A 25162-nucleotide genomic window follows, 5' to 3' on the forward strand; every position below is an offset into this window, starting at 1 on the left:
AGAATAGTGCATTCATACGTGTAGCGAAGCCATAACCTGAGGAACCGTATGCGTTAATTGCGCTCGTACGGGTCTGTGGGGGCTCTGGGAGGGTAACCTCCCAGTTCTACCCGGAAACAAGAAATATCGAACCGCGGAAGTAAGGAAAAACAATTCGAAATTCCTTGTTCGGTGTTCTGCGGTTCAATAATCAATAATCGCTTAAGTTAATGGCATTGAGTTGCGGGGGTAAGGATTTCAGGTTATAAAAAAAGAGAACTATCTCCGATTAGCAACCCGCAACTCGTAACTCGTAACTCGTAACCCGTAACCCGTAACACGAATTCTTTATCGATGATGAAAAGAAAACCGATAGATACTTCCCCGTTTCGCCATCTTTATCCATTTAAGTCAAATTACCTGGATTTAAATGGACTGAAATACCATTACCTTGACGAAGGGGAAGGGGATCCTGTGATCATGCTTCACGGAAATCCGACATGGTCTTTCTATTATCGCTCTTTGATTAAAAAATTATCTCCCCGCTATCGCATTATAGTTCCGGATCATATCGGTTGCGGCCTTTCCGACAAACCCGGTGTGGGAAAATATGACTACCGGCTTAAAAACCGAGTGGATGATGTAGACGCTCTTTACCGGCATCTGAATTTAAAGCGAAAAATATCGCTTGTCGTACACGACTGGGGAGGAATGATCGGGATGGCTTTTGCCTTGAGGCATCAACAAATAATTGATCGGGTGGTCATCATGAATACGGCGGCTTTTCTGCCCCCGGGGAATAAAAAGCTTCCTTTTAGTCTGTGGTTGGTCCGTAACATAAAGCCATTCGCTGCTGTGGCAGTGCTTGGCTTTAACCTGTTTTCCTTTGGTGCTGTTTTTTTGGCCTCTTACAAAGGGCTCTCCATAGAAGTCAAAAAGGGTCTGACTGCTCCGTATAACAGCTGGAAAAATCGAATCGCCACATTGAAGTTTGTCCAGGATATTCCGCTTGGTCCAAAGGATCCCAGCTACCGGCTGGTCAAAGAGGTTGATCATAATCTTCACCAACTGAAAGACATACCCATGCTCATCTGCTGGGGCGAACACGACTTTGTTTTTGATAATGACTACCTTGAGCAATGGAAGTGCCGTTTCCCCAATGCCATGGTGCATATTTTCTCCAATGCTGGTCATTATGTCCTTGAAGATGCTTGGGACCCGATTGTCGATCTGGTGGATAATTTTTTGAAAAAACCGGATCTGATTTAACTTGCATGCTACATGTGCTATCCTGTATCGTATATGGTGAAATGGAAAAGAATCCCATCATAAATATCTCCTCTTATCTCAGGCAAATGGCAAAAAAAATTCCCGACAAAAGGGCGGTCGTCTGTTCAACGGGAAAAGATAAATACGGCCGGACAGCTTACACTCATCTGACCTTTCACCAGCTCGATAAAGAGTCTGACCGTCTGGCGCACAGCCTTGAAAGGATTGGCATCGGGCGCGGTATAAGAACTATTTTGATGGTGAAACCAAGCCTGAACTTTTTTATTATCATATTTGCCCTGTTTAAAACAGGGGCGGTACCTGTAGTGGTAGATCCAGGAATGGGATTAAAGCGTATGATCGGATGCTTCAAAGAAACCCGACCCCAGGGATTTATTGGAATTCCCCTTGCCCACCTGGTGAGAACTCTTTATCCGGCTTTTTTTAAAACAGTAACAATATGGGTGACTGTGGGGCATCGATGGTTCTGGGGGGGACATACTTTTAAAAAACTCATTCAAAATCCATGGGAACCTTATCCTGCCAGTCGGACCATGAAAAATGATACAGCCGCTATTTTGTTTACCACAGGAAGCACAGGCCCGGCCAAAGGAGCGGTATATACTCACGGGAACTTTGACGCCCAGCTTCGCCAAATTAAAACCCATTTGGACATATCGACTGATGAAATTGATCTTTCCACCTTTCCGCTTTTTGCCCTTTTCTGGCCCGCCTTGGGAGTGACTTCCGTCATACCCGATATGGATCCTACCAAACCGGCACTGGTGAACCCCGAAAAGATTATTGATGCGATAACGGATCAGGGAGTAACCAGTATGTTTGCCTCACCTGCCTTGCTTAACCGTGTGGGTAAATACGGTAAAGAAAAAGAGATAAAACTCCCTTCCTTAAAAAGACTTATTTCTGCGGGAGCGCCGGTGGCACCTACCAATATTAAGCAGTTTTCCTCCATGCTTAGCCAAGGTACCGAAATTCACACCCCTTATGGTGCCACCGAAGCGGTACCGATTATTTCTATTGGCAGCAATGAAATATTGCATGAAACCGAAGCGCTAAGCCGAAAGGGATATGGAAACTGCGTCGGTTATCCGATCAATAATATTATGATTCGCATCATAAAAGTCAGTGATAATCCCATTGAAAAATGGTCTGATGACCTGGTGGTCAAAGATGGCGAAATGGGTGAAATAACGGTGAAGGGTGATCTGGTAACCAGGCAGTATTTTGAAAAACCGAAAGCGGATATGATGGCCAAGATCAAGCAGGGAAATGAAATCTGGCACAGGATGGGAGACCTCGGCTGGCGCGATAAAAAAGGCAGAATCTGGTTCTGCGGCAGGAAAAGCCACCGCGTGATAACAAAAGAAGGCACTCTTTTCACCATACCCTGTGAAGCCATTTTCAATGAGCACCCACAGGTATTCAGAAGCGCTCTGGTGGGTGTCGGTCCGCAGAAAAACCAAAAACCGATCATCTGTATCGAACGGATTGATGGGGGCCATAAAATAAATAAAAAGGACCTCACGTCAGAGCTTCTGGAAATGGCAAAACAAAACCAACTGACCCAAAGTATTGAGACGGTACTGTACCACCACAGTTTTCCGGTGGACATCAGACATAATTCGAAAATTTTCCGTGAAAAACTGGCACGATGGGCGGAAAAGAGGTTAAGGATTCGCCCAGGTAAGCCTGGATACTAAAAATAAAATGACCGTAAAAACCAAACCAAATATCCTGGTGACCGGTGGGGGTGGCTTTTTAGGCAAAGCCATTGTCAAAATGCTTCTGCAAGCCGGTGAAAATGTCCGCAGCTTCTCCCGGAACTTTTATCCTGAACTTGAATCAATGGGGGTGGATCAAATCCAGGGCGACATTGGTGAGCATTCAGCGGTAATAAAAGCGTGCCATGGAATTCAAGCTGTGTTTCACACTGCAGCAAAGCCTCCGCCATGGGGGAACTATGCGGACTATTACCGAACGAACGTAGTGGGTACCCAAAACGTCATCGATGCCTGTAATTATCAGAAAGTTTCCAAGCTGGTGTACACAAGTACGCCAAGTGTGGTCTTTAACGGCACCGACATCGAAGGTGTAGACGAAACCTTCTCCTACCCTGCCAGGTATGCCACCCCCTATTCAGAAACCAAAGCGCTTGCCGAACAAAAAGTGGTCAAGAGCACAAGTGACCACCTTAGAACAATTATATTGAGACCGCATGAAATTTGGGGCCCGGGTGATAATCACATTGCTCCGCGGCTTATTGCAAGGGCAAAACGACTTAAAAGAATTGGCAATGGTAAAAATCTTATAGACACGACCTATATCGATAATGCGGTAGATGCCCACCTTCTGGCTTATGAAAAGTTAGAAGAAAACCCTGCCATTTCCGGAATGATTTATTTCATCAGCCAGGATGAACCTGTTTTGGCTTGGGACATGATCAACGCTTTTTTAAAGGCAGCGGGTTTGGGTCCTGTAAAAAAGTCGGTGCCTTACAGAATAGCATGGCTGTCCGGAGCCTTCCTTGAGATGGTGTACAAAATATTTCGCTTATCCGGTGAACCGTATATCACCCGTTTTATGGCCTATGCTGCAGCGAAATCCCACTGGTTCAATATCAGTGCGGCGAAAAGAGATCTTGGGTACTCTCCACGTGTTTCCATAGAAGAAGGTCTCATCATTTACCAAGAGTGGCTGAAAAAAAACAAATAAGCAGAAACCGATCCCTCAATTATTTAAATTATGGTTGCTATCTCAGCCACTGGACAACACATGGCACTCAAGTTCTTTGTTAATCGGCCTGAAGCGGACTAATATACCCACACAGTTTCCTCATATAGCTATGACAACGATTATATAACTGATAAATGCGGACAAGGTATAGCCTGACACTCGCAATCCGACACCCGATCAACTATTTTACCGTTACAACCGGGCAATGGGCATTCAAAATCACGTACTGGGCAGTGGAGCCCATCAAAAGCTTTCCCACCTTTGATCTTCTTTTGACTCCGACAATGATTTCATCAATGTGATTTTCCTTGGCAAACTCAACCACATCCTCACCGGGTGTAAGGCCACGAATAAGCAGGTGGGTCTTACAGGGAATGTTGTTATCTTTAAAAAGCACCTCAGCATATTCAAGCCCGCGTTTGGCCTGATCCATATCCTCTCGTTCTTTTTCAGTTCCCTTTACCATCGATGTAACCACATCAACTTCTCCTTTAAAAACCATCGCATGGTGTTTCGCTAGGTCTAAAGCTTCCTTGCCCGAGTTGGAACCGTCATACCCTACCAAAATTTTCATTTTTATCATCCTTTCATATAAATTAAAAAATAAATGCCCAGAGGGCATCGTTTTAAAAAATAAACAAAAGTAGTTGTTCACATATTATAACAACAATCTGATATGTCAACTTTTAAGGATTCACCCAACGTTGAAATTAGAATCCAAGTTGCAAGCAATAAACGGCTCCATCCGCTTTAGCCGGTGGGCCTACTTTTCATTTGTATTTTTATCCATAATCTGATATTTAACAAGTAATCAAGATTTCTGTTCAGCATAGTTTAAGAGGACTATAATGCAACTAATTGATACCATCAATGAAATACCGATGTTTAAGCGCTTTACGGAAAGCGAAAAGAATATGTTTGCCAAACTGGAGCATTCACTTCTTGGATTTAAAAAAGATGATGTCATAATAAGGGAGGGAGATGCATTTACATCACTCTATCTGTTAATAAAGGGAACAGTTCAAATCACCAAGGAAGAACTCAGCATACCCATAGCTAAGCTATCCCAGGGTGCGCTATTTGGGGAAATGTCCTTTTTTACCAAAAAACCCCGTCACAGCAACGTGATTGCCAATGAAAATGTTCTGGTTTTGAAACTTGACAAATTATTTTTCGAAAAGGTCGATTCTACCATTAGGGATAAAATAAAAGACTATCTTATTGAGCTGCTCATTAATCGCCTTGATTCAGTGAATGAGTCTTTGAGTAAGATATCAAAATTCGCCAGAATATCAACTTTGAATCAATAATTATCTTTTCCTATTCAATTGTCACCAATCATCCAAGCTAAAACCAGTTTTCGGGTGGGTGTTATTTCCGATACACATGGTTTGTTGCAACCAGCAGCAATTGACGCCTTTAAAGGCACAGACCTTATCATCCATGCCGGGGATGTGGGCAAACCGGATATTCTCCATGATTTGCAGGCGATTGCTCCGGTGAAAGCGGTAAGGGGCAATATGGACATGGACAACTGGGCACACAAGCTGCCGATGACGAAGTTAATTAAAGTTGGAGGTGTATTGCTCTACATTATTCATGATGTTTATAAAATTGATATAAAACCCGACAAAGCAGGAATCAGCGCTATAATACACGGTCATACCCACAAACCTTCTTCCATTGAAGACCATCATGGCATCCTCTTTCTAAACCCGGGAAGCGCTACCCAACCTCGTTTCAATAACCCGGCATCTGTGGCCTTGCTTCATGTAAAGGAGAAATCACTGGTTACCCAATTTTTTGAGTTGTAGAATAATCAGAGACCTTTCCAATTCAATAAAAGGAAGTTTGTACTTTTCCACCGTTAAAGACAAACGATCCCTATCGGCAGATTCTAATTCAGCTTTAGAAAGCTTTCCCTTCATGGCAATCAGACTTCCACCTTCTGCCAGCAAAGGCAATGCCTGAAGTACAATATTATCCAGTCTGGAAAATGCGCGGCAAATAATTACATCAAAAGAATGCTTAAAAGGCTTTTTTTCTGCCAGTTCCTCAGATCTTACATGACGGGCGTTAATTCCAACCAGCTTGATCGTTCGGATCGCATGTTTTAAAAAACTAACTTTTTTTCGTGAGGCATCTATGAGAGTCACTGCTAAAGATGGATTCATAATTTTGAGCGGAATTCCGGGAAAACCTCCACCAGAGCCCATATCGAGTAGGCGGCCATACTCGGGTATCACCCCGACTGAAATGATTGAATCCAAGAAGTGTTTGACAGCGACTTCGACCGGGTCAGTAATGGTGGTGAGATTAATGTTGCGGTTCCATTTGACCAGTTCTTTGCAATGAATGGAAAATTGATCTGTTATTCTCCGGTCAACATGAATATTAAGGTTCGCGGCTCCTTCTTCGATCAGTTTTTTCCACTGATTGCTTCCAATGTTCATATCGGTATTATAAATAAACGCCTATGGAACCCCTTTCCATTCACCATTCGATGTTGGCCGTTCGATTTACGTTGTATTGCCTTTCCATTTAAATTAGGTGATACAAACCCGTCTCACTTCTTTTATATCTGTAAGCCCGTTAAAAACCTTTAAAATGCCGTCTTGCTTCAGCGTGGTCATTCCCTCTTCTATGGAAAGGGCAAAAAGCTCTTCAGTGGAGGCCTGCTTTTTAATCAGCCTTTTAACTCCCGGTGTCCCTTCCATTAGTTCATGGATTCCGAGCCTGCCCTTATAACCTGTCCCCGAGCAGACCTCACAGCTTCCGCAGCGTTTTATGGTAAGGTCGGATGTATATTTTATGCCGGTTTTCTTCAAATCTTCTTTGCCGTAATCCATTGCAATTTCATTAAATTCCTCCTTGGGCAGTTTCTCTTCCTTGCAACAGTTCTGGCACAATCTTCTGACCAGTCTTTGCGCCAGCACGCCAAGAAAAGCATCAGAAAAATTAAGTGCATTGAGACCCATGTCGAGCAAACGGGTGATGGTTTCCGGCGCACTGTTGGTATGAAGTGTTGAAAAAACAAGATGTCCGGTAAGAGATGCCTCTATACCTATGGCTGCTGTTTCTTCATCACGCATTTCGCCTATCATAATCACATCGGGATCTGCCCGCAAAAAAGCACGCATGATCCTGGCAAAATCGAGCCCTATTCTGGGCTTTGCCTCCACCTGCCTTAAACCGGCTTGTGTGATTTCCACCGGATCTTCTGCGGTCCAGATTTTAATATCCGGTTTATTAATATGGCCGAGAGCGGAATGAAGCGTGGTGGTTTTACCTGAACCTGTCGGGCCAACGGCCAGTACAAGACCATAAGGTTTTTGAATAATATTTTTTAACACATTCAGATTCCTGTCGGTCAGAGCCATATCGTCTATCTTCATGGTCCCTGCCTTGGCCAGGATTCTCAAAACAGCGTCCTCAAACCCGCCTGCTGTGGGGAGGGTGGCAACTCGAAGTTCGAATTGTGGCACACCTTTACGCTTGAATTTGATTTTTCCGTCCTGAGGTAATCGCCGCTCCGCAATATCGAGGGAAGACATAATTTTAATCCTTGAAAGAATGCCTCTGGCCATAGAATTGGGAACCTTGATATATTCCTGGCATACACCGTCCAGTCTAAAGCGAATATTGGTGGCTTTGGTAATCGGAGACGGCTCTATATGTATATCAGAGGCATTTTTTCTAAAGGCGGCAATGATGCACTGATCCACCAGTTTCACCACCTTGCTGGAGCTTTCATCATCCTCATCTAATGCTTCATCAACTTCTTCCTCTTCTTCAAAAGAAACATCCGGAATTAAATCAAAATCATCAAGTCCATCCGCAGAGGTAACCGTTTCACTAATTCGGTCGGTATCGTAAAAGCGCTTTATATACTCTTCAATATCCTCCTTTATTGCCACGGAAAAATTAATCTTGGAAGTATTCAACAAAGTTTTAATATTATCGGTTTTGTTCAGGTCCCTCGGGTCATCAACCAGTACTTCCACCCCATCCTTATCCCAGCTTAATGGAACCCATCCTTCATTTAATAAAAACGCTTTTTTTAATTTTCCTAAAAGCTCAGTCGGTGTCTCCAAGGCGTCGCTATAGTTTCTGAAGGAACAGCCATAGTATGCGGAAAAGGATTTACCAATATCTTCCTTATTGATCTGGTATTGACTTGTCAGAACAAATTCCACGCTCTTTTTCATTTTCTTTGACAGGGCAAAAGCCTTTTGCAACTGGTCGGTGGTCACTTTTTCCTGTCTCAGCAGGTAATCATATTTGGACCCGGAAGACAGGTTGGCCTGAATGGCATCGAGTCTTTTTTTGATTTCGGAATCAACGGGGTCGAATTTGGCTGCCGCTTTATATAAATCAAGGGCCTGATCCTTATGGTCTCTTCGATCCATTTCCTTGCCAAAATAAAATGTGATACGAGCCCTTTTCTTTTTATCCAGCCGCTGATCATTGACAAGAGATTCAACCTGTTCGACAGCCTTTGCCGGGGAATGGAGTTTAAGCACCGCTTTGGCAAATTGAGGAAATATTTTATCAACCGGGTAATCCTGGAATAATATTTTTTTATATTCGGCGATGGCTTCTTTATGAAGACCCATGCCACTGAAAGCTTCAGCGCTGTCAAGAATCGCAGTGTTGCTTTCATCATCAGTCATCATGGTCTCTTTAAACCTTGAAATGTCTTCAGCAGAAACCTGATTGGGTTCATCCTTTTCCAGATTTGCCACTTCCTCTTCTACCAGGCGAATCTTTTCTTTTATTGTTTTAATCGTTTGAACGTCCTTTTTCGGAAGGCTTGACATAATTTGCTTATAAATATTAAGAGATTCATCGTATAATCCCATGGAACGGCAAACATCGGCCTCATTAATTCTAGCTTTTATATCTGTTTTCATTTCTGCCTTTTCTTTTTTATTTCTTGAAGAAACGCTTAAACGTATTTCTGGTTTTATCCATTTTAATGGTGTTACATACTCAACACCTGTATGATTTTATCCTTGGGACATTTGGCTCCCACTGAAACCACAGTTGTATTTTTCCCGGGCAGCAATATGGTATCATTTGATTCACCCTTATCCAGATAGCAGACCTTTAAGTTGCCTAAGCCAAAAAAATCACCGATACTAGACATTAGGACTGACCAGTCCTCCAAAGAGGTGTCAATGTATATATCTTCCAGCCTGCAATTTGAGCCCACCTGCTTTTCAATCTTTTTTTTAATATGATCAAGTGTATCCAAAGGCTCTACTTTCTGCACCTTTACTTCCTGTTTTTCTGTTTTCTTCTTTTCTTTGTTCTCATCTTTAAGTCTTGCCACCTCAAGGATCAAAGGCTGCAAATCACTTTCAATTTTATTTTCCATCTTAGGACAAACATTCTGAATTGAGATATTCACTTCTTCCCAGGAAAATATCTTATAAGCGGCCGGTTTACCCTGCAAGTCGTCTACCCTGGCGTCAAGCAATTCACCATCCTGGAAAAAGAGGACTCCCTTTTTCCCGGTGGATTTATCTTCCAGCCTGATGGTACATGTCTTTTGCTCCATCTCCATTAATTGCAGGAAAATACCGGATGAAACACTATGAAGGGTCCCGCCCTCGGATTCCTTTCTGAGGGTAGCCATTATATCTCTGGCAAGATCCTCCAGCATAAACGGTTTTGCAATGTATCCAACAGCGCCGCCTTCGCGGGCAAGCTTTTCCATATCAGGAGTACTGTACCCGGTAATAATAATGACCGGAATATCCGGATAATTCCCCATAATATGGGTCAACAGAGCGAAACCGTCCATCTGAGGCATTTTTAAATCGGTAACCACCAGAGAAAACGCTTTTTCTGTTAGCATCTTCACCGCATCCGTCCCGTCCTCAGCGATTGATACCGAAAATGTCTCCTTGTATTTGGAAAGACCATCTTTAAGGGCAAGCAGCATTTCCCTGTCATCATCAACAATAAGTACATTTTTTACCATAAAATCTCCTCGTAAAAAATTTTAGCAATTTTTTAAAAAAATAAACCGGGAAGTTTCAACGGCCAGAGGGTTTAGGTCCCCCGCCTGATCATTTCCCATCTTCCTTGCATCATAGTCTCCAAGCTTTTTTACGAAGCTTTATCAATATCCACAATCTTTATTCCTGCCACATAATCCATCGCTTTATATTTCTTAATATTGCCGATTTTTTTTATGATATCATTTAGTTTTTTAATCTGTTGATCTATGGAAACGATTTTGTTGTGTATTTTGTCATCGCTTTTCAAATCGAACAATACCTCGTCTAACAGATTATTAATTATCGTAAGCGGCTGGTTCATTCTGTGGGCAACACCACCTGCCATCTCAAGAACCCCCTGAAATTTTTCTCTGGTTGAACGATCTTTTTGTTGTTTGGCGCGTTGGGTCATATCCCGGGCAATTCCCTTGATATGGTATGCCCGGCCGTTTTTTTTCGCAAGGATTCCCTCTAATTCGATATAGCGAGTATGACCGTTGCCGTCAATGACAGGTAGAATAACTTCTTCATGACCAATTTTTAAAATATCGGAAAGGAACAGAAGAAAAAGGACTTTCTGGCCCGGGAGCAAAAATTCAGATAATGATTTGCCGATTAACTCATCTTTGGGAAATCCGATTATTTCGGTAACTGCCTTGTTAACATCGATTAAATTCCCCTGGAGGTCAAAAACAATAATGCCTTCGTCTTGATTATCTATCGCCCCGTTAAGACTGGGTTGAGATTCCTGTTCTTCTATTTGACCGGTAATATCCTTAATAACTCCATCAATATGCTCCACGGTGCCATCATCGTCTATCACCGCCCTGGCGGTCACTGCGCACCAGATCGTGGTGCCATCTTTTTTTACGAATGGGATGGGAAGATCCACCACCCGTCCTCTTTGTAATATGGAAGTTACCAGAACACCCCTGTCTTTTTTATTCCGGTAAAGGTTGATCTCAGGATAGGCCGTTAATTCCGAAGTAGAGTTAAAACCGAATAGCCGGGCATAAGACCAGTTGCAATAAACAATTTTTCCTTCAACCGTTGTTCGGTGTATGGCCGCAGGTATGCTGTTAAAAAAATCGGTGTACTTTTCTGCCGAACTGGTAATCACTTTTTCATAAGGTAAGTCGGCCATATTTTAACCGGTTCCTCGAAACCTTGGCAAAGCGGCTTTTCAAAGGTTTCTCAGTCTAGGATGGGTAACATAAAAACCCAACCACCACATGGAAGCTATAAAAATAATCCGCCGTATTACTATAAAACAATTCCTAGTTTTTTAATTTTTTTTTCGTATTTATCTGACCATGGCGCCATATATTTTTCCAGTTCAGGAAGAACTCCCAGTTCTTCAGCGAGTTCCTTTACTGAAGTAATTACTCCATCCGCCAGTTCCTTTTCATCGGCCTGGCCGGTATAGCTAATTTTCCGATTAGCATACTCAAACTCAGCAGCAAACGGATCAAGAAAAGCATAGTCTTCCGCTTTTTCCACAAACTTCTTTTTTAGAATACTACTGAAACCCGCTCCTTTATTCTTTTTGGTTGGGACGACCGTTTCGAATACTTCTAAAAATTCCTCCAGCATGGCAAGAATATCCGAATTGGTCTCGGATACTTGTTCTGTTGATTCACCAGTAGTCTGTTCGCCATTCATGGGGATCCGGCTGACATTAAAAATTCCACCCGATTTTTTGGTTTTGGCTATGAGGGTCTTAAGGTTATTTGGTGAAGATTTATCCTGTTCACCGGCCCAGGAATAAGAACCGCCGATTATTTCACCAGTGCTGATAAAAACCAAACCACTCTCCTTGCCGTTACCAATTGAAACGTCGATATACCCGGTCAGTTTTTCCGATCTCATTTTTTTAATCAATCCCTCAAGATCGGTAAAATCAGTACTGAGATCTTTGTAAATTTTTTCTGCCGAAGGCAAGCTGGCCCAGAAATATACCTCTTCCTGTGATATTTTATATATGCTTACGGAATAGTTTTGGTCGGACTCAGCTTGCATCAATTGGTCAATGGCTTTATCGCCGCTTAGCATGGTATCTTTTTCTTGAAAATAACCGTTTAACAGCTCATCTTCATCAAAAAAGATCGCCCCTTCAGCAGAATGGGATTTGAAGAAAACACCGCCTGAGCCGATTTCGCCCTGATAATGTTCAAACAGCTTTCTGATATCCAAATAATAAATATTCAAGTTTTCAATAACAGGTTTTTCTCGGGGAATGATGACCATTATCCTTTGCTCCTTCACTAATTTAATCGCATTTGCTACTATCTCCGACGACGCAGCCGCTCTATTGATAGACGAATGCTATCCTGCATTCTTGAAATGGCTTCTGCTAAATCGCCTATCTCGTCCTTTCCTGCAATGTCTATGTTAGCATCCAGTTCACCCACGCTGATTCGGTTGGAAACCTCAGTTAAAGATTTAATTTTTCCTGATAATCTGTGGCCGTAGAAGTAAACAATAAAACCGATCAGCAAAATAGTGGCAATAAATATCCCAAAAACAATATTACGAGTGATATCCGTCTGTTTCTTGGCCCTTATATTAAGCAATTTAACTGGACCGGTGAACTCATCCACATAGGTCGTGGCCGCTATGATAAATGGAGTCCCTTCAACCGGAGTGCACACCATAAATTTTTCTCTAAAAGAGCCGTCTTTTTCCCACCACGTATAATATCCTCTTGATTCTCCACCTTGTTTTACCCCGGTATAAACTTTCCAAAAACCGGCAAAATTCTTCCCCATGGGCTTTTTTAATGCACTCATATCAATACCGATTATGTTTGGATTTACATGCAGCCATGTGCGCCAGACACCTTTCGAGCCCGGTAGTTCATAAAGAGCGGAATATCCGGTCATTCCTACCTTTTGTACAGCGATTCTTTTAAATTCTGCGTTGTAGTTGTAATCCTTTCTTTTCATACCGGGATGGGACTCAAGAAACAGGCTGCATTCCGCGGCAACCTTTCTGGCGGCATCAGCCACCTTCTCTTCCACCAAGGTTTTAACGATCTTGGAGCTTTCCGAGGTCAGGAGCGAAGAAAGATTGTTCATTTGCCATAAATAGAGAATATTGGCAGTGATTATTAAAACAATAGGAAGGGCAAAGAAAAGCAGAAGCATTTTACTGCGTAAGCCAAGGCCCTTTAAATTAAAGCTTTTAGTCTTTTTTTTCCTGGGGTATTTGCTCTTTTTTTTGCGTTTATAAGCAGGTGCTTTTTTGATATCGACTTTTTTATCCGGTTTGGTGGGCTGTGGTTTGGGAAAGGATACGGTCGGAGTTTCAACAGGCTTTGTCACCGTAATAATAAAATCGCACACATCGCATTTAAACTTTGCCCGATTACCTTTAATTTTTGAGGGGTCAATGCTGAACTTTTTACCGCATTCCTCGCATATGACAATCATTATTATACTCCTTATTGTATTAAAACCCGCTCGCCTGTTAAATGAGTCTTAAGCATTCACCGAGGGCTGAAATCAGAAAAGGCTACCATTAATCAATATCCTTTTTCCTTTATTTTATGAACCATACTCAGCTTAAAGGCAGTCCTTTTTTCTTCACGCTCAATGGCCATGGCAAGAACCTCAACAAGCTCGGCTGCTCTGAAAGCCGGAAATTTTGAGATGTGTTGGTCCATATTGGTTATCTCGTCTTCGATTAAAATTTCCGCAACCGGCCCCACCGCAAGTGATAATTGAGTATTGAGGAAATTAAAAAAATCGTCATCCGCCATCAAAATATCTTCTGCTGCGGACTCGACCAACTTCAGTTGTAGAAGCCTGGAGATGGTATCCTTTATCTCCTTTATATTCATCCCGGTTTCTTGAGCAATGATTCCAAGATTTTTTTTGCCGTCCAATCCCAGAAAAACATTCAGCAATTTGCTGTCTAAAGTAATGTCATCCTGGTTGCCGGTGACCACTTGCTTAAAGACCATAGATGAAATATCACCTGACAAAACATCCATTGCCTTACCTCCTATGGGCGATCGAAAAATTATTGCGGATATGATCCGTTTTTAAAGCGTTTACCGCCTGCGGTGGGAAGCAGATAAACGCCGGTTTGGAAATGGGATGTTTGGAAATCGTCTCACATGATCTTACTTTCTTTCTTTTCTTAATTTTAATTCCTCCCTCAGGGAATCAAACTCCGATCGGATTAACTGTCTGATCTGATCCATGGCATCGGTAAAAAGCTCTATGGGAATTACTTCAGTCTTTTCAGCTTTTGCTTTAGCTGTCGGTTTTATCTGTTTTTCTTTTTGGGTCACAGGTTTTTGAGGTGCCAGCTTATCTTTTAAAGCCTTATATTTATTTACTTCAACAGCAAGCAGTTTTTTCTTTTCAGATTCCGTTAAGCCCTTGGTGCGAAATATTTTGTCTATCTTTTTAAATAATGAATTAAGAAATTTAAATGAATCCGGATGCGATTTTCCTTTGTTGATTCGGATATACTCACCAATGGAACCCAGGAGTTGAATAAGCATAAAAACAATCCTGTCGTTTTTATATCTTGTTTTTAATTGAACCACTTGATCTGCCAGGCGCTTCATCGCGTCATCGGTAATTTCCCAATCGATGGACAGGATAACCTCTTTTAGCTCTTTTAGAGGATATTCTTTCCCATCAACGCTTTCTCCATTAGGTTTTTCAGGTGTTTTATTCCCGGAAAACAAATTATCAAGCTTTCCATCGATCTCATCGACCAGGCTATCATCGATATTCTGCGGCATTAATTATATACCCCCTATTTTAGCTCCTTAATTATAGAAGCAATGGTCATGGAAACAATTTTTTTCATAGTCGGCACCACATTTGTCCCCTTAAGTGCACTTGCCTTAAAAGCCGATGTTTTTAGTTGACTGTTAAGGTCTTTTTGTAACGTTTCCACAGATGTCAGGGGAATTCCCTGTTCTGCCAGGTCCACTTTATTGTATTGCAGGACCAAGGGGATCTTGAAAATACTTTTTTTATAGTTTGCCAGATCTTCTTGAAGGTTTTTAATGGAAAGAACATTCTTTTCCCTTCTGACCATCATTGAATCCGCCACAAAAACAATACCGTCTACCCCTCTTAATACCAGTCTTCTGGTGGCATTATACTTTACCTGTCCCGGAACAGTATAAAGTTGCACCTTCACCTCATATCCATTTACTTTACCAATATCAAAAGGAAGAAAATCGAAAAACAGCGTGCGGTCACCATGGGTTTTAATTGTAACCATCTCTGTTTTTACCCGGGTATTGAATTTTTTATATATATATTCAAGGTTTGTTGTCTTTCCGCCCCTTCCCGGGCCATAATAGACAATTTTAACCTGAACTTCTTTTTTTTTAGGGTTCACAAATGCCATTAAAAAACCTGTTATTTTTTCCGCCTGGCGGTATTTATTTCATCGGTTATACGTTCAGAATGAACCATTACGGAGTATTGATTTCGCTTAAAACTTTTTTTATCATTTCTGCAGCTTCACCCACTTTCAATCTTAAAAAACCCAGCGATATTTCATTGCTGAATATGGTAATCAGCAAAAAATCAGCATCTATTTTATTGAAATGGATGTTCTCTTTTTTTCCCTTATGAAAAAGTAAGGAGAATTCACCTTCCCCAATAATTTTGGCCATGGCGCTGACCGCTCCAAAGTTTCCGGCAGCAAGTGCCGCTAGGGAATAAACATCGTGCTTTATTTTGCCGTTATCTTTGTTGGCAATGATATTACCTGCCATATCGATCAGAAAAACACAACGAACCCCGATATCAACCAGATTCTGCTGTAAAATGTCTTCCATTCTGTCAAGTTGCTCTTGGCCAAGTGTATATGACAATTGTCTTCCTCCAATAAAATATTAATTTTTTGCTATTGATGAATTTCTTAAAAATCTGATTTTGCTTAGATTCATACCTCAACCGCCTCTTTCAGTGGGGTCGTTTTCCTGAAAGCGCAGCACTGTTTAAATTTCCTTTTTAATCCTTTTTTCAAACCTTTAGTATATCAAAATAATTATCCCTTTATCAAGATAAATTTAATGGCTTGGTAAAAACACTTTATTTTTCATCTTGACCGGATTCCGAATCATTAAAATCCATATGAATACCGACATTATTTCCTCCCAGCATCGAAATTTTCAAGTCAGGATACCTTTTTTTAAACACATGAATCATTGACGCATTTTCTCTCAACACGGTTGCGGAAAACCCGGTGTAACCGTTTTTCTTGGCAATTTTTTCTAATAATTCAAGAAGATAAGAGCAAATACCCATGCTCTGGTAGTCCTCGCGTACAACGAAGGCAACTTCTGCTTTTTTGTTTTCTTCCATGGCATATGAGCCTATGGCCACTATCTCTTTATGCCCGCCTCTTTGCACCAATCCAATAATGGACATATTTTTTCGGTAGTCAACACTGGCCCACTGTTTCTGAAGGATTTCGTGTGAAAACAATTTCATTTTATAAAAAAATCTGAAATAAATCGTTCTTTCCTGCAACGAGTAGAAGAAATTTCTAAAACCGAATTCATCCGAAGGCAAAATTGGTCTGAATTCAACCGTTTTTCCGCTTTTTAATGTCAGAACACTCTTATATTCTTCAAGAAACATAAGATCGTCTTCAGATGGCGGAAGTTGATCGGAAAAAATGTAGCGATGCTTTTTAGCCGCTTCTATCAGTTTTTTACGAAATTTTGGGTGGGCGATCTGGGCCAGCTCCATCACCCGCTGGTATATCCCTTTGCCTTGAAGTTCCGCTATGCCGTACTCTGTGATAACATAATTCACATCGGCTCTGGTAGTGGCCACACCGGCCCCTTCGCTCAGATGGGATACAATACGGGATATGGTTCCATTTTTAGCGGTGGATGGAAGAGCGATGATGGAAAACCCCCCTTTGGACATTGCGCTTCCACGTAAAAAATCGACCTGGTCTCCGATTCCGCTGTAAAATGTGTACCCCATGGAATCTGTACAAACCTGGCCGGTCAGGTCGACTTCCAGTGCCGAGCTGATGGAAATCAGGTTATCGTTACGCGCAATAACCGTCGGGTCGTTCACATATTCCGACGAACGGAAATAGAACATCGGGTTATTATCCACATAACGGTAAATTTTTTCCGACCCCATGCACAATGAGGCGACCACCCGTCCGGGAATAAGGGATTTTTTCTTATTGGTAATCACATTTTTTTCAAACAGAGGAAGAAAGGCATCGGTAATCAGCTGGGTATGTATCCCCAGATCTTTTTTGTTGTTCAGGTGTTTCAATATGGCATTGGGCAAACTGCCGAATCCGATCTGCAGCGTGGCCCCGTCACTCACCAGTTGGTTGATGTAAAACCCGATTCTGGCAGCAATTTCGTTGTCTTTTATTGTAGGCAGCGCTTCCACCAGCGCTTCTTCATGTTGTACCAGGTAGTCTATATCGTCCACATGAACGAAACTGTCTCCCCCTGTCCGAGGCATCATCGGGTTTACCTGGGCGATCACTATTTTTGAGTTTTCCATCCCCGATCTGGTGATATCAACCGACACCCCCAGGCTGCAATATCCGAATTTGTCAGGAGGACTTACCTGTATCAGCGCAACATCAAGTCCGATAGTCTGGCTGGCAAACATCCTGGGTATTTGGGAAAGATAAGTCGGTATATAATCAATTTTACCTTCAAAAGCCGCTTTACGCATGCGGCTGCTGATAAAAAAAAGTTTGAGGAAAAACCGTTTGAAAAAAAATTCATCTTCGGTATAGTCGGCAAGTGTGGACGAAAGCATTTGATAGAGCATGATATCCTGCAGGTTCTCGTCTTTTACCATGGCCCTGATTAAATGCTGAGGTTCCCCGCATCCGGTACCGATAAAAACGCGGTTGCCTCTTTTGATTTTAGAAACGGCTTCTTCGGCATTCACCAGTTTATCCGGGCAATATTTACTCAATTGCATTTATTTTCTCCCTTGTCTTTTTTTGAAATTTTGCTGATTACTATTTCAACCTAAATCATAAATTTAGTCAAGAAAGCAATCACTCAAAACCATAGGGTCGGTGAAAGTGGTAAAATTTTAAACCAAATCCGATTTATGTTTGACCTGGCTGAAATTGATTGATATTTCTTTTTAAACGTTGACCGGGAAAAATAAGAAAAGGAGGACAATATGGCTAAAATAGGTGTATTACTTTCGGGTTGCGGGGTAAATGACGGCAGCGAAATTCACGAAGCTGTCATTACATTGCTTAACCTGGACAGGGCTGGAGCTGAAACGGTCTGTATGGCACCTGATGTGGATCAGTTGGATGTGGTTAACCACTTAACGGGTGAACCAACCGGCGAAAAAAGAAATGTGCTGGTTGAATCGGCCAGAATTGCCAGGGGTAACATTACAGATGTTGGCAATGTGAAGGCGGCGGATATAGACGGCCTCATCATTCCGGGGGGATTCGGTGCCGCTAAGAACTTAAGCAATTTTGCCGTTAAAGGAAAAGACGCCGATGTCAATCAAGAGGTTAAACGGCTTTTAAATGAAATGGTTTCCGCCGGCAAACCGGTAGGCGCTATTTGTATTGCTCCGGCAACATTGACCAAGGCACTGGAAGACCAAAATCCTGAAGTCACCATCGGTAATGATATCTCCACGGCAGGGGCAATCGAGGCGATGGGTGGAAAACATAAGGAATGCACTGTGGACATGATCCACGTGGACAGCAAGAATAAGCTGGTGTCCACCCCGGCTTACATGCTTGGGCCAGGCATAAAGGATGTGGCTGCCGGAATAGAAAAACTGGTAACCAAGGTTTTAGAACTGGTTTAAAAAGCGAAAATATTCTCTTGACATTGCTATTTTGATCAATATATTTAGCCTTCTTTTTTGATGCTGAGAGACCTTTAATAATTTCAGCCGCGCAAACCTGCCACGGCAGGGGGTTGAGTTCTGCTAACACGGGGTGAGAGAATTACATCCCGGCGTTTTGGGGAACAAAAAAGTGATCGTTGAGCAAGGGTCTCGCCGATTTGGAAATCCCTCATCTGTTATTATTCGCCAGGTGAGGGATTTTTTGTAATATTTTATCAAACATCAGATTTAAATTTCAAAAAATGCTCGGTTGGACATATTGTCCAACAGGCTGAATGCAGACCATCAGACAGGAAAAAGCGTTATGAAAAACGACATACAAAAAGTTAGAAACATCGGTATAAGCGCACATATCGATTCAGGAAAAACAACCCTGACGGAACGGATTCTTTTTTATACCAAAAGAATTCATGCCATTCACGATGTGAAGGGGAAAGACGGGGTCGGTGCCACCATGGATTCCATGGAGCTTGAAAAAGAAAGGGGCATCACCATTGCATCTGCAGCCACCTTTTGCGAGTGGCAGGGGCACGAAATTAATATCATTGACACGCCCGGCCATGTTGATTTTACCATTGAAGTTGAGAGATCCTTGCGTGTGCTTGATGGCGCAATACTGGTCCTGTGCAGTGTGGGTGGTGTCCAGTCCCAGTCCATTACAGTTGACCAGCAAATGAAAAGGTATAAAGTGCCGTGCCTTGCATTTATCAATAAGTGTGACCGAAGCGGAGCAAATCCTTGGCGAGTGATCAAGCAACTTAAAGAGAAACTGGGCCATAATGCCGTGGCCATGCAACTGCCGGTGGGTCTTGAAGCCGATTTAAAAGGAATTATTGACCTGGTTAAAATGAAGGCCATCTATTTTGACGGTGATAATGGTGAGAATGTTCGCATTGAAGAAATACCGGATCACCTGATGAATGAAGCACTTGAAAAAAGGGAAGAACTGATTGATGCAGCGTCCATGTTTTCAGATGAACTGATGGAAGCCGCACTTGAAGATCGAGTCACTGAACCTCTGTTAATATCTGCCGTACGAAGCGGCACCCTTGCACGGGAATTAACTCCGGTTTTTATGGGATCGGCTTACAAAAACAAAGGGATCCAACCGCTCCTTGATGCGGTAGCCAACCTCCTGCCGAGTCCACCCGATGTTGACAACGAAGCCCTTGACATGGAGGATAATGAAAAGCCGGTTATCCTTTCCGACAGTCCTGATGACAATTTGGTTGCATTTGCATTCAAGCTCGAAGACGGGCAATACGGTCAGCTCACTTACATACGGGTATATCAAGGAACCCTGGTCAAGGGTATGACCATGGTTAACGTTCGGGATGGGAAAAAGGTCAAAGTCGGCCGGGTGGCCAGGATGCATGCCGATCAGATGGAAGATATCGATAAGATTGAAGCAGGATATATCGGCGCCCTTTTCGGCATCGAATGTGCGTCCGGCGATACCTTTGCTTCACCGGGGGTGAGCCTAACCATGACATCCATGTTTGTACCGGAACCGGTGATCTCTCTTGCGATTATTCCTCAAGACAACAAATCTCAGATTAACATGTCCAAGGCCCTTGGGCGGTTCACCAGGGAGGATCCCACCTTTAGGACCCATGTCAGTGATGAAACCAATGAAACCATCATCGAAGGAATGGGAGAACTTCATCTGGAAGTTTATGTTGAAAGGATGCGTCGGGAATATGCTGCAGAAGTTTCCACAGGAAAACCCCGTGTGGCTTATAGAGAAACCATCACGCGAAAGGCCGAATTCAATTATACTCACAAGAAGCAAACCGGTGGTGCCGGGCAGTTTGGCCGTGTGGCCGGTTATATTGAGCCTGTGGCGGAAGAGGATTTCCTGTTTGAAAATAAAATTACCGGCGGTGCCATTCCGACCCAGTTCATCGGTTCATGCGAAAAAGGTTTTAAACAATCACTTGCCAAAGGGCCTAAAATGGGCTTCCCGGTCACGGGCATTAAGGTTGTTATTAATGACGGCGCCTCCCATGCGGTTGATTCTTCTGAAATGGCCTTTCAGGCGGCGGCTCGCGGAGCATTTAAAGAAGGATATGCCAAAGCAGGCCCGGTCATCCATGAGCCCATTATGAAAGTCGTTGTCGAGACTCCCACGGAATTTCAGGGTGCAGTCATGGGTTCTTTGAATCAGCGCCGGGGAATGATAGTCGGTGCGCAGGATGAAGGCCCCATGTGCAGCGTCGAAGCCCGTATTCCGCTTGCTGAAATGTTCGGCTATTCAACTGTGCTAAGGTCACTGACACAAGGCAAGGCACAGTTCACCATGGAGTTCAATACCTATAAGCGGGTGCCGCAGCAGATCATGGAAGAACTTGTGGAAAAGGCCAGGGAAGAAAAAAAGAATGTTGCGTAAATCTATTCGCAATACCCAAGTCTCATCACAGACAAATAACAATTTTGGCAGTACCCGGGCAAAGATCTTTCACCTTAAAGAAAGGAGTCTCAGCATGCTGAAAAATGATCTGATATTACGAAACCCTTTAAGACTCATGGGATTTAAAGCCGAAGAGATCCTGACCACTGGCGGATTCGGTGCGGTACTGGCACGTGCCGGCGTGGGGAAAACATCCTTTTTGGTACAACTTTCTTTAAACTCCCTGCTTAAAAACAAAAATGTTCTTCATATAAGCCTGAACGATCCGGTAAATAAGGTTAATTTATGGTACAGAGAAGTTTTAACCCGTATTGCCGAACAGTCCGATATTCAGCAGACAGACCGGCTGATCGAAACCATTCTGCCTCACCGTTTTATCATGACCTTTAGGGTCGAAGGTTTCAGTGTTCCCAAACTGGAAGAAAGGTTGTCAGATCTTACCGAGCAGGATATTTTTTCTCCGCAGATGCTTATAATAGACGGGCTTCCCTTTGACGATTCTAGTTGCGAATTGCTGACACAGCTTAAAAACATGGCACAGAAAAAATCATTGTATGTATGGTTCACCATGCAAACCCATCGAGATGAGGCAATGGAACCGGGCGGTATCCCCGCGCGCCTGATTCAAGTGGCTGATCTTTTTGAGGTGGTCGTTCAACTCCAGCCGAAGGGAAAAGAAATACATGTTAAGGCACTAAAAGGAGAAGCGGCGGATTCCAACTATCCGTCTTTACTGCTAGATCCTGCTACCATGCTGATAAAGGATCAATCCGGCAAGTGAGCCCGTTTCAGCGGAACCTGGGGACGACAAGCAGTTGCACAGATGTGTTGCCTGTTCCATACGCATAATTTGAAGGTTATTTTCATTGATTCTTTTGAGAAATCTCTTCATCCTGTCATACCATAAATGTTTCATTTAACCATTCCAGGAAGTGTGTCAATAGCCACCAACCTGTTTCTACCTTGCGCTTTTGCCTTATATAGCGCGTAATCCGCAGCCTCTACCAGGTCAGTGGAAGATTGTTTTAATTCAGGGTTGAATGCAGTAATGCCCACGCTCACCGTACAATGAAAACTGGACGAATTGTATTGAAAAATTCGATGTGCCACCATCTTCCTGAATCTTTCGCTGACCTTCTCCGCTCCATTGGTGTCGGTATTTGACATGATTACGGTAAACTCTTCGCCACCGTAACGACAGCACAAATCACTTTCGCGAACACATTTTTTAAGCATCCCGGCGATTTCGGAAAGTGTCATGTCGCCGGCCAGGTGGCCATAGGTATCATTGATGTTCTTGAAATAATCGAGATCTATCATGCAGAGCACCAGGTCAATTTGATACCTTTCAGCCCTGGATATTTCCTTTTCAATGACCTCATTGAAGTAACGGCGATTATAAAGCCCGGTTAATTCATCCCGGATGGACATGGTGGTTAACTTTTGCTGGGCATTTTTGATTTCTCTCTTAAGACGCGCTTTTTCCAGAGTGTTGGTAAGGATGCGCAACAGAGATCCCTCACCAATTCTGTTCTTGGGCAAATAATCATAGGCTCCGGCCTGGATCACCTGTTTGGCAATCATTTCATCGCCCTGACCGGTAATGACCACCGCAGGTATTTCCAAACCTGACTTTTCCATTCGGTTTAGAAAATCAAGGCCGTTTCCATCGGAAAGCAGGTAATCTAAGAGTATGAGATCAAAATGGTTCTGTTTCAATACATTCAAGGCGTCTGCAATGCTGTTTGATCGGGTGAGGCTGATCTGCGGATAGTCGGATAAAACCGCATTTAGCATTTCGAAATCATCATCCGAGTCTTCCAGTGAAAGGATGGTTATCTTCTGGTCGATATTGACCGTAGAAGTTTTGTCAAGGTGCTGGCCGATCTCATCGTGGCGTATGGTCTGGATCTTTTTAACCACATCGGCAATTTTTTCACCGGCTTCCTTTACCGATGCGATGTGCTGGGCCAACTTGCCCGGCCTTTCCTTGTCTATCTCAATCAAATCAATGCCGCCCAAAAGAGCCGTCAGCGGCTGATTTAACTCATGGGCCTTCGCCCCCGCCATCTGTAGTAAAACCTTTATGCGTTCTTCCTCGATAAGGGTATTTTGTTGATTTTTTATTTTCAGATTTGTTTTTTTCAGCTCCTTAACCGTCTGTTTGAGCTTGGCGTTGGCAATTTCTAAAATTTCTTTTTTTTGGTACAATACAGGCATGAGACCGATTTTACTTTTTAGAATTTTCTGCATCAATCGACTGGAAAATATAGCATCCATGAGTTGTCCCTTAACCCTTGAAAAAATGCTTTTTCGCTGTTTGTTTATGACATTTGTAATAGGATGGTTCATTATATTTTCATCATGCAGTGGTTAACATACTAAGACAGATGGATCGTTATGCAAAAATATTGATAATTCCGTTATTTAGATAAAATTAGCAATTTACATGCCAAATGAAACGATTTTTCGATTAAATTATAACTATTTGTTTTATTTAAAAATTTTAGTAAAATCATTTTTTCAATAACTAACGGGAATTGAAAATCGGAGAGCATTATGCCGAAAATTGTAATTTTGACGTCAAAATAGTGACACCAATTGCTGATGTTCTTTTATTACTTTTCCTTTTGGCTTTCTATACTGTTTACCATAAATACTTTCTGTTGAAAGCACGAATTTGCCTTGATTTGCCGGGGCTTATGGTTTAAAAAAGGAGTGCATTGAAAGGCTGCTGGAAATCGGCCGGATAGATCCGGATAAACTCGAACATCTCAATTCTATTATTTTTGTCTAGCAGGGTGTTGGTAAGAGTAATTGCAAATATTTTTTATACTGTCTTTCCGGGTACGCTGTTCAGTTTATTTTATGCCATACTGGAAAGCCTCTGAGAATCGCAAAAATAATACTATAGTGGTAGACAATTATGAATACTTTTATACCTGTACGAAAGTCTCAAATTCATTTTTATTTAGAAACCCCTCTTTATATAAAGAATGACAAAGGTGGCTTTGTCTTGTATAAAGCAGAAAATACAAAAATTGATATTAACCGTTTTTCAGCGGAAGCATATCCTCAGTTATATATTCCAGAGGAAATAAAAGAAACCGCATTTAAAGAATTGCAGAGTCGATTAAAGGAGAAATTAATAAAAAGAGTTCACTCAGGCGATTTAAAGAGCATAAAATCAGCACTGAGCGAAATTGTTCAAGAAGCCTTGCAGGAGCCCCTGGAAGATAACCTGCAAACACTTCCGGAAACACTGGATATTATATATCAAGAGTATTCCAATACTACCAATTTATTAAAAGACATTGCCGGCTTGCAGTTTGGAGGATCAACTTTAGCCGAACACTCAGCCAATGTCATGCTGCTAGTGCTGAATTTTTGCATTTTCAAAAGCTTGTCTGATGAAGACACAAAGAAATTCAGTTTGGGAGCATTGCTGCACGATGTGGGTTTAACCAGAATCCCCAGGCAAATCACGGAAGCAAACCGCAAACTAACCGATTCGGAATTTAATACCTATAAAACCCATACCACCCTGGGGCATGACATTATAAAGGAAAATAAGCACATTGATTCATTGATTGCTGCCGGGGTACTCGAACATCATGAGCGTCTCAATGGCACAGGCTATCCAAGGCGAATATCAAAGATTTCTTTTGAGGGACGTTTAATTGGCATCATTGATTGTTTTGATAACTTAACAAACAATGAAAAATTACACAGGAAGAAAAAAGATCCATTTGGTGCAATGAAAATAATTACAGAGCTAAACCCCCAGCTAAGCTGGGGAGAATGGCAAAAGCTATGCTGAGTATTTAAAAAATGCTCCTTTTGGATTAAAGGTAACAGCGCTGATTCTGTGACCAAAATCC

At 42.3% G+C, this 25162-nt stretch carries 22 protein-coding genes; 9 read left to right on the plus strand and 13 right to left on the minus strand.

The annotated features are described in order from the left end of the window. The first annotated feature begins 333 nt into the window (after positions 1-333). The 3 genes from SWH54_08250 to SWH54_08260 are packed head-to-tail and all read left to right on the plus strand — an operon-like array spanning position 334 to position 3981. Entirely contained in the window at positions 334-1248 is a 915-nt protein-coding gene (locus SWH54_08250) for an alpha/beta fold hydrolase (GenBank protein ID MDY6791243.1), read from the plus strand. Between the two features lie 5 nt (positions 1249-1253). Continuing rightward, positions 1254-2969, plus strand: coding sequence for a fatty acid CoA ligase family protein (locus tag SWH54_08255; protein MDY6791244.1), 1716 nt, complete (start codon positions 1254-1256; stop codon positions 2967-2969). Between the two features lie 7 nt (positions 2970-2976). Next, positions 2977-3981 (plus strand): NAD-dependent epimerase/dehydratase family protein, encoded by a 1005-nt coding sequence (locus tag SWH54_08260; GenBank protein MDY6791245.1) that lies wholly within the window; start codon positions 2977-2979, stop codon positions 3979-3981. 202 nt (positions 3982-4183) lie between these two features. Here SWH54_08260 and SWH54_08265 read toward each other — a convergent pair whose 3' ends face one another. Further along, positions 4184-4576: a universal stress protein gene (locus SWH54_08265; GenBank protein MDY6791246.1), complete on the minus strand. Its 393-nt coding sequence runs from the start codon at positions 4574-4576 to the stop codon at positions 4184-4186. 274 nt (positions 4577-4850) lie between these two features. Here SWH54_08265 and SWH54_08270 point away from each other — a divergent pair, with 274 nt between their 5' ends. Then, positions 4851-5312 (plus strand): cyclic nucleotide-binding domain-containing protein, encoded by a 462-nt coding sequence (locus tag SWH54_08270; GenBank protein MDY6791247.1) that lies wholly within the window; start codon positions 4851-4853, stop codon positions 5310-5312. Positions 5313-5366: 54 nt separating this feature from the next. Next, positions 5367-5816: a metallophosphoesterase family protein gene (locus SWH54_08275; GenBank protein MDY6791248.1), complete on the plus strand. Its 450-nt coding sequence runs from the start codon at positions 5367-5369 to the stop codon at positions 5814-5816. Here SWH54_08275 and rsmG read toward each other — a convergent pair. From rsmG to SWH54_08330, 11 genes are all read right to left on the minus strand, one after another. Then, complete coding sequence (rsmG, locus tag SWH54_08280; protein MDY6791249.1) at positions 5787-6455, minus strand: 16S rRNA (guanine(527)-N(7))-methyltransferase RsmG; 669 nt, start codon at positions 6453-6455, stop codon at positions 5787-5789. The genes SWH54_08275 and rsmG overlap by 30 nt on opposite strands. A 93-nt stretch (positions 6456-6548) precedes the next feature. Continuing rightward, a complete protein-coding gene (locus tag SWH54_08285) occupies positions 6549-8915 on the minus strand; it encodes a GspE/PulE family protein (protein ID MDY6791250.1) in 2367 nt (788 codons plus the stop codon). A gap of 71 nt (positions 8916-8986) precedes the next feature. Further along, a complete protein-coding gene (locus tag SWH54_08290) occupies positions 8987-9991 on the minus strand; it encodes a response regulator (GenBank protein ID MDY6791251.1) in 1005 nt (334 codons plus the stop codon). A 128-nt stretch (positions 9992-10119) separates the two neighbouring features. Beyond that, the gene (locus SWH54_08295; GenBank protein MDY6791252.1) at positions 10120-11154 is read right to left on the minus strand and encodes a PAS domain-containing protein; all 1035 of its coding nucleotides are present in this window, start codon (positions 11152-11154) and stop codon (positions 10120-10122) included. Positions 11155-11273: 119 nt separating this feature from the next. After that, positions 11274-12257, minus strand: a complete 984-nt coding sequence (locus tag SWH54_08300) for a hypothetical protein (protein ID MDY6791253.1) — start codon at positions 12255-12257, stop codon at positions 11274-11276. Positions 12258-12295: 38 nt separating this feature from the next. Then, positions 12296-13441: a HAMP domain-containing protein gene (locus SWH54_08305; GenBank protein MDY6791254.1), complete on the minus strand. Its 1146-nt coding sequence runs from the start codon at positions 13439-13441 to the stop codon at positions 12296-12298. Between the two features lie 92 nt (positions 13442-13533). Continuing rightward, a complete protein-coding gene (locus SWH54_08310; GenBank protein ID MDY6791255.1) occupies positions 13534-14004 on the minus strand; it encodes a hypothetical protein in 471 nt (156 codons plus the stop codon). Between the two features lie 132 nt (positions 14005-14136). After that, positions 14137-14769 carry a hypothetical protein gene (locus tag SWH54_08315; GenBank protein MDY6791256.1) on the minus strand — a complete coding sequence of 211 codons (633 nt, stop codon included), beginning with the start codon at positions 14767-14769 and terminating at the stop codon, positions 14137-14139. 14 nt (positions 14770-14783) lie between these two features. Next, complete coding sequence (locus tag SWH54_08320) at positions 14784-15389, minus strand: GTPase domain-containing protein (GenBank protein ID MDY6791257.1); 606 nt, start codon at positions 15387-15389, stop codon at positions 14784-14786. 67 nt (positions 15390-15456) lie between these two features. Further along, entirely contained in the window at positions 15457-15861 is a 405-nt protein-coding gene (locus SWH54_08325) for a roadblock/LC7 domain-containing protein (GenBank protein ID MDY6791258.1), read from the minus strand. A gap of 220 nt (positions 15862-16081) precedes the next feature. After that, positions 16082-17965: a GNAT family N-acetyltransferase gene (locus tag SWH54_08330; protein MDY6791259.1), complete on the minus strand. Its 1884-nt coding sequence runs from the start codon at positions 17963-17965 to the stop codon at positions 16082-16084. A gap of 210 nt (positions 17966-18175) precedes the next feature. Here SWH54_08330 and elbB point away from each other — a divergent pair, with 210 nt between their 5' ends. The 3 genes from elbB (at position 18176) to SWH54_08345 (ending at position 22062) form a co-directional block, all read left to right on the plus strand. After that, positions 18176-18829: an isoprenoid biosynthesis glyoxalase ElbB gene (elbB, locus tag SWH54_08335; protein ID MDY6791260.1), complete on the plus strand. Its 654-nt coding sequence runs from the start codon at positions 18176-18178 to the stop codon at positions 18827-18829. A gap of 346 nt (positions 18830-19175) precedes the next feature. Next, positions 19176-21260: an elongation factor G gene (fusA, locus tag SWH54_08340; GenBank protein MDY6791261.1), complete on the plus strand. Its 2085-nt coding sequence runs from the start codon at positions 19176-19178 to the stop codon at positions 21258-21260. A gap of 94 nt (positions 21261-21354) precedes the next feature. Then, positions 21355-22062: a cytoplasmic protein gene (locus SWH54_08345; GenBank protein MDY6791262.1), complete on the plus strand. Its 708-nt coding sequence runs from the start codon at positions 21355-21357 to the stop codon at positions 22060-22062. A 131-nt stretch (positions 22063-22193) separates the two neighbouring features. Here the strand turns inward: SWH54_08345 and SWH54_08350 are convergent, their stop codons facing one another. Further along, entirely contained in the window at positions 22194-23633 is a 1440-nt protein-coding gene (locus SWH54_08350) for a diguanylate cyclase (GenBank protein MDY6791263.1), read from the minus strand. 574 nt (positions 23634-24207) lie between these two features. Here SWH54_08350 and SWH54_08355 point away from each other — a divergent pair. After that, positions 24208-25101, plus strand: coding sequence for an HD domain-containing protein (locus SWH54_08355; protein ID MDY6791264.1), 894 nt, complete (start codon positions 24208-24210; stop codon positions 25099-25101). Positions 25102-25162: the final 61 nt, after the last annotated feature.

It is taken from the genome of Thermodesulfobacteriota bacterium (genome assembly GCA_034189135.1).
GTDB lineage: Bacteria > Desulfobacterota > Desulfobacteria > Desulfobacterales > JAUWMJ01 > JAUWMJ01.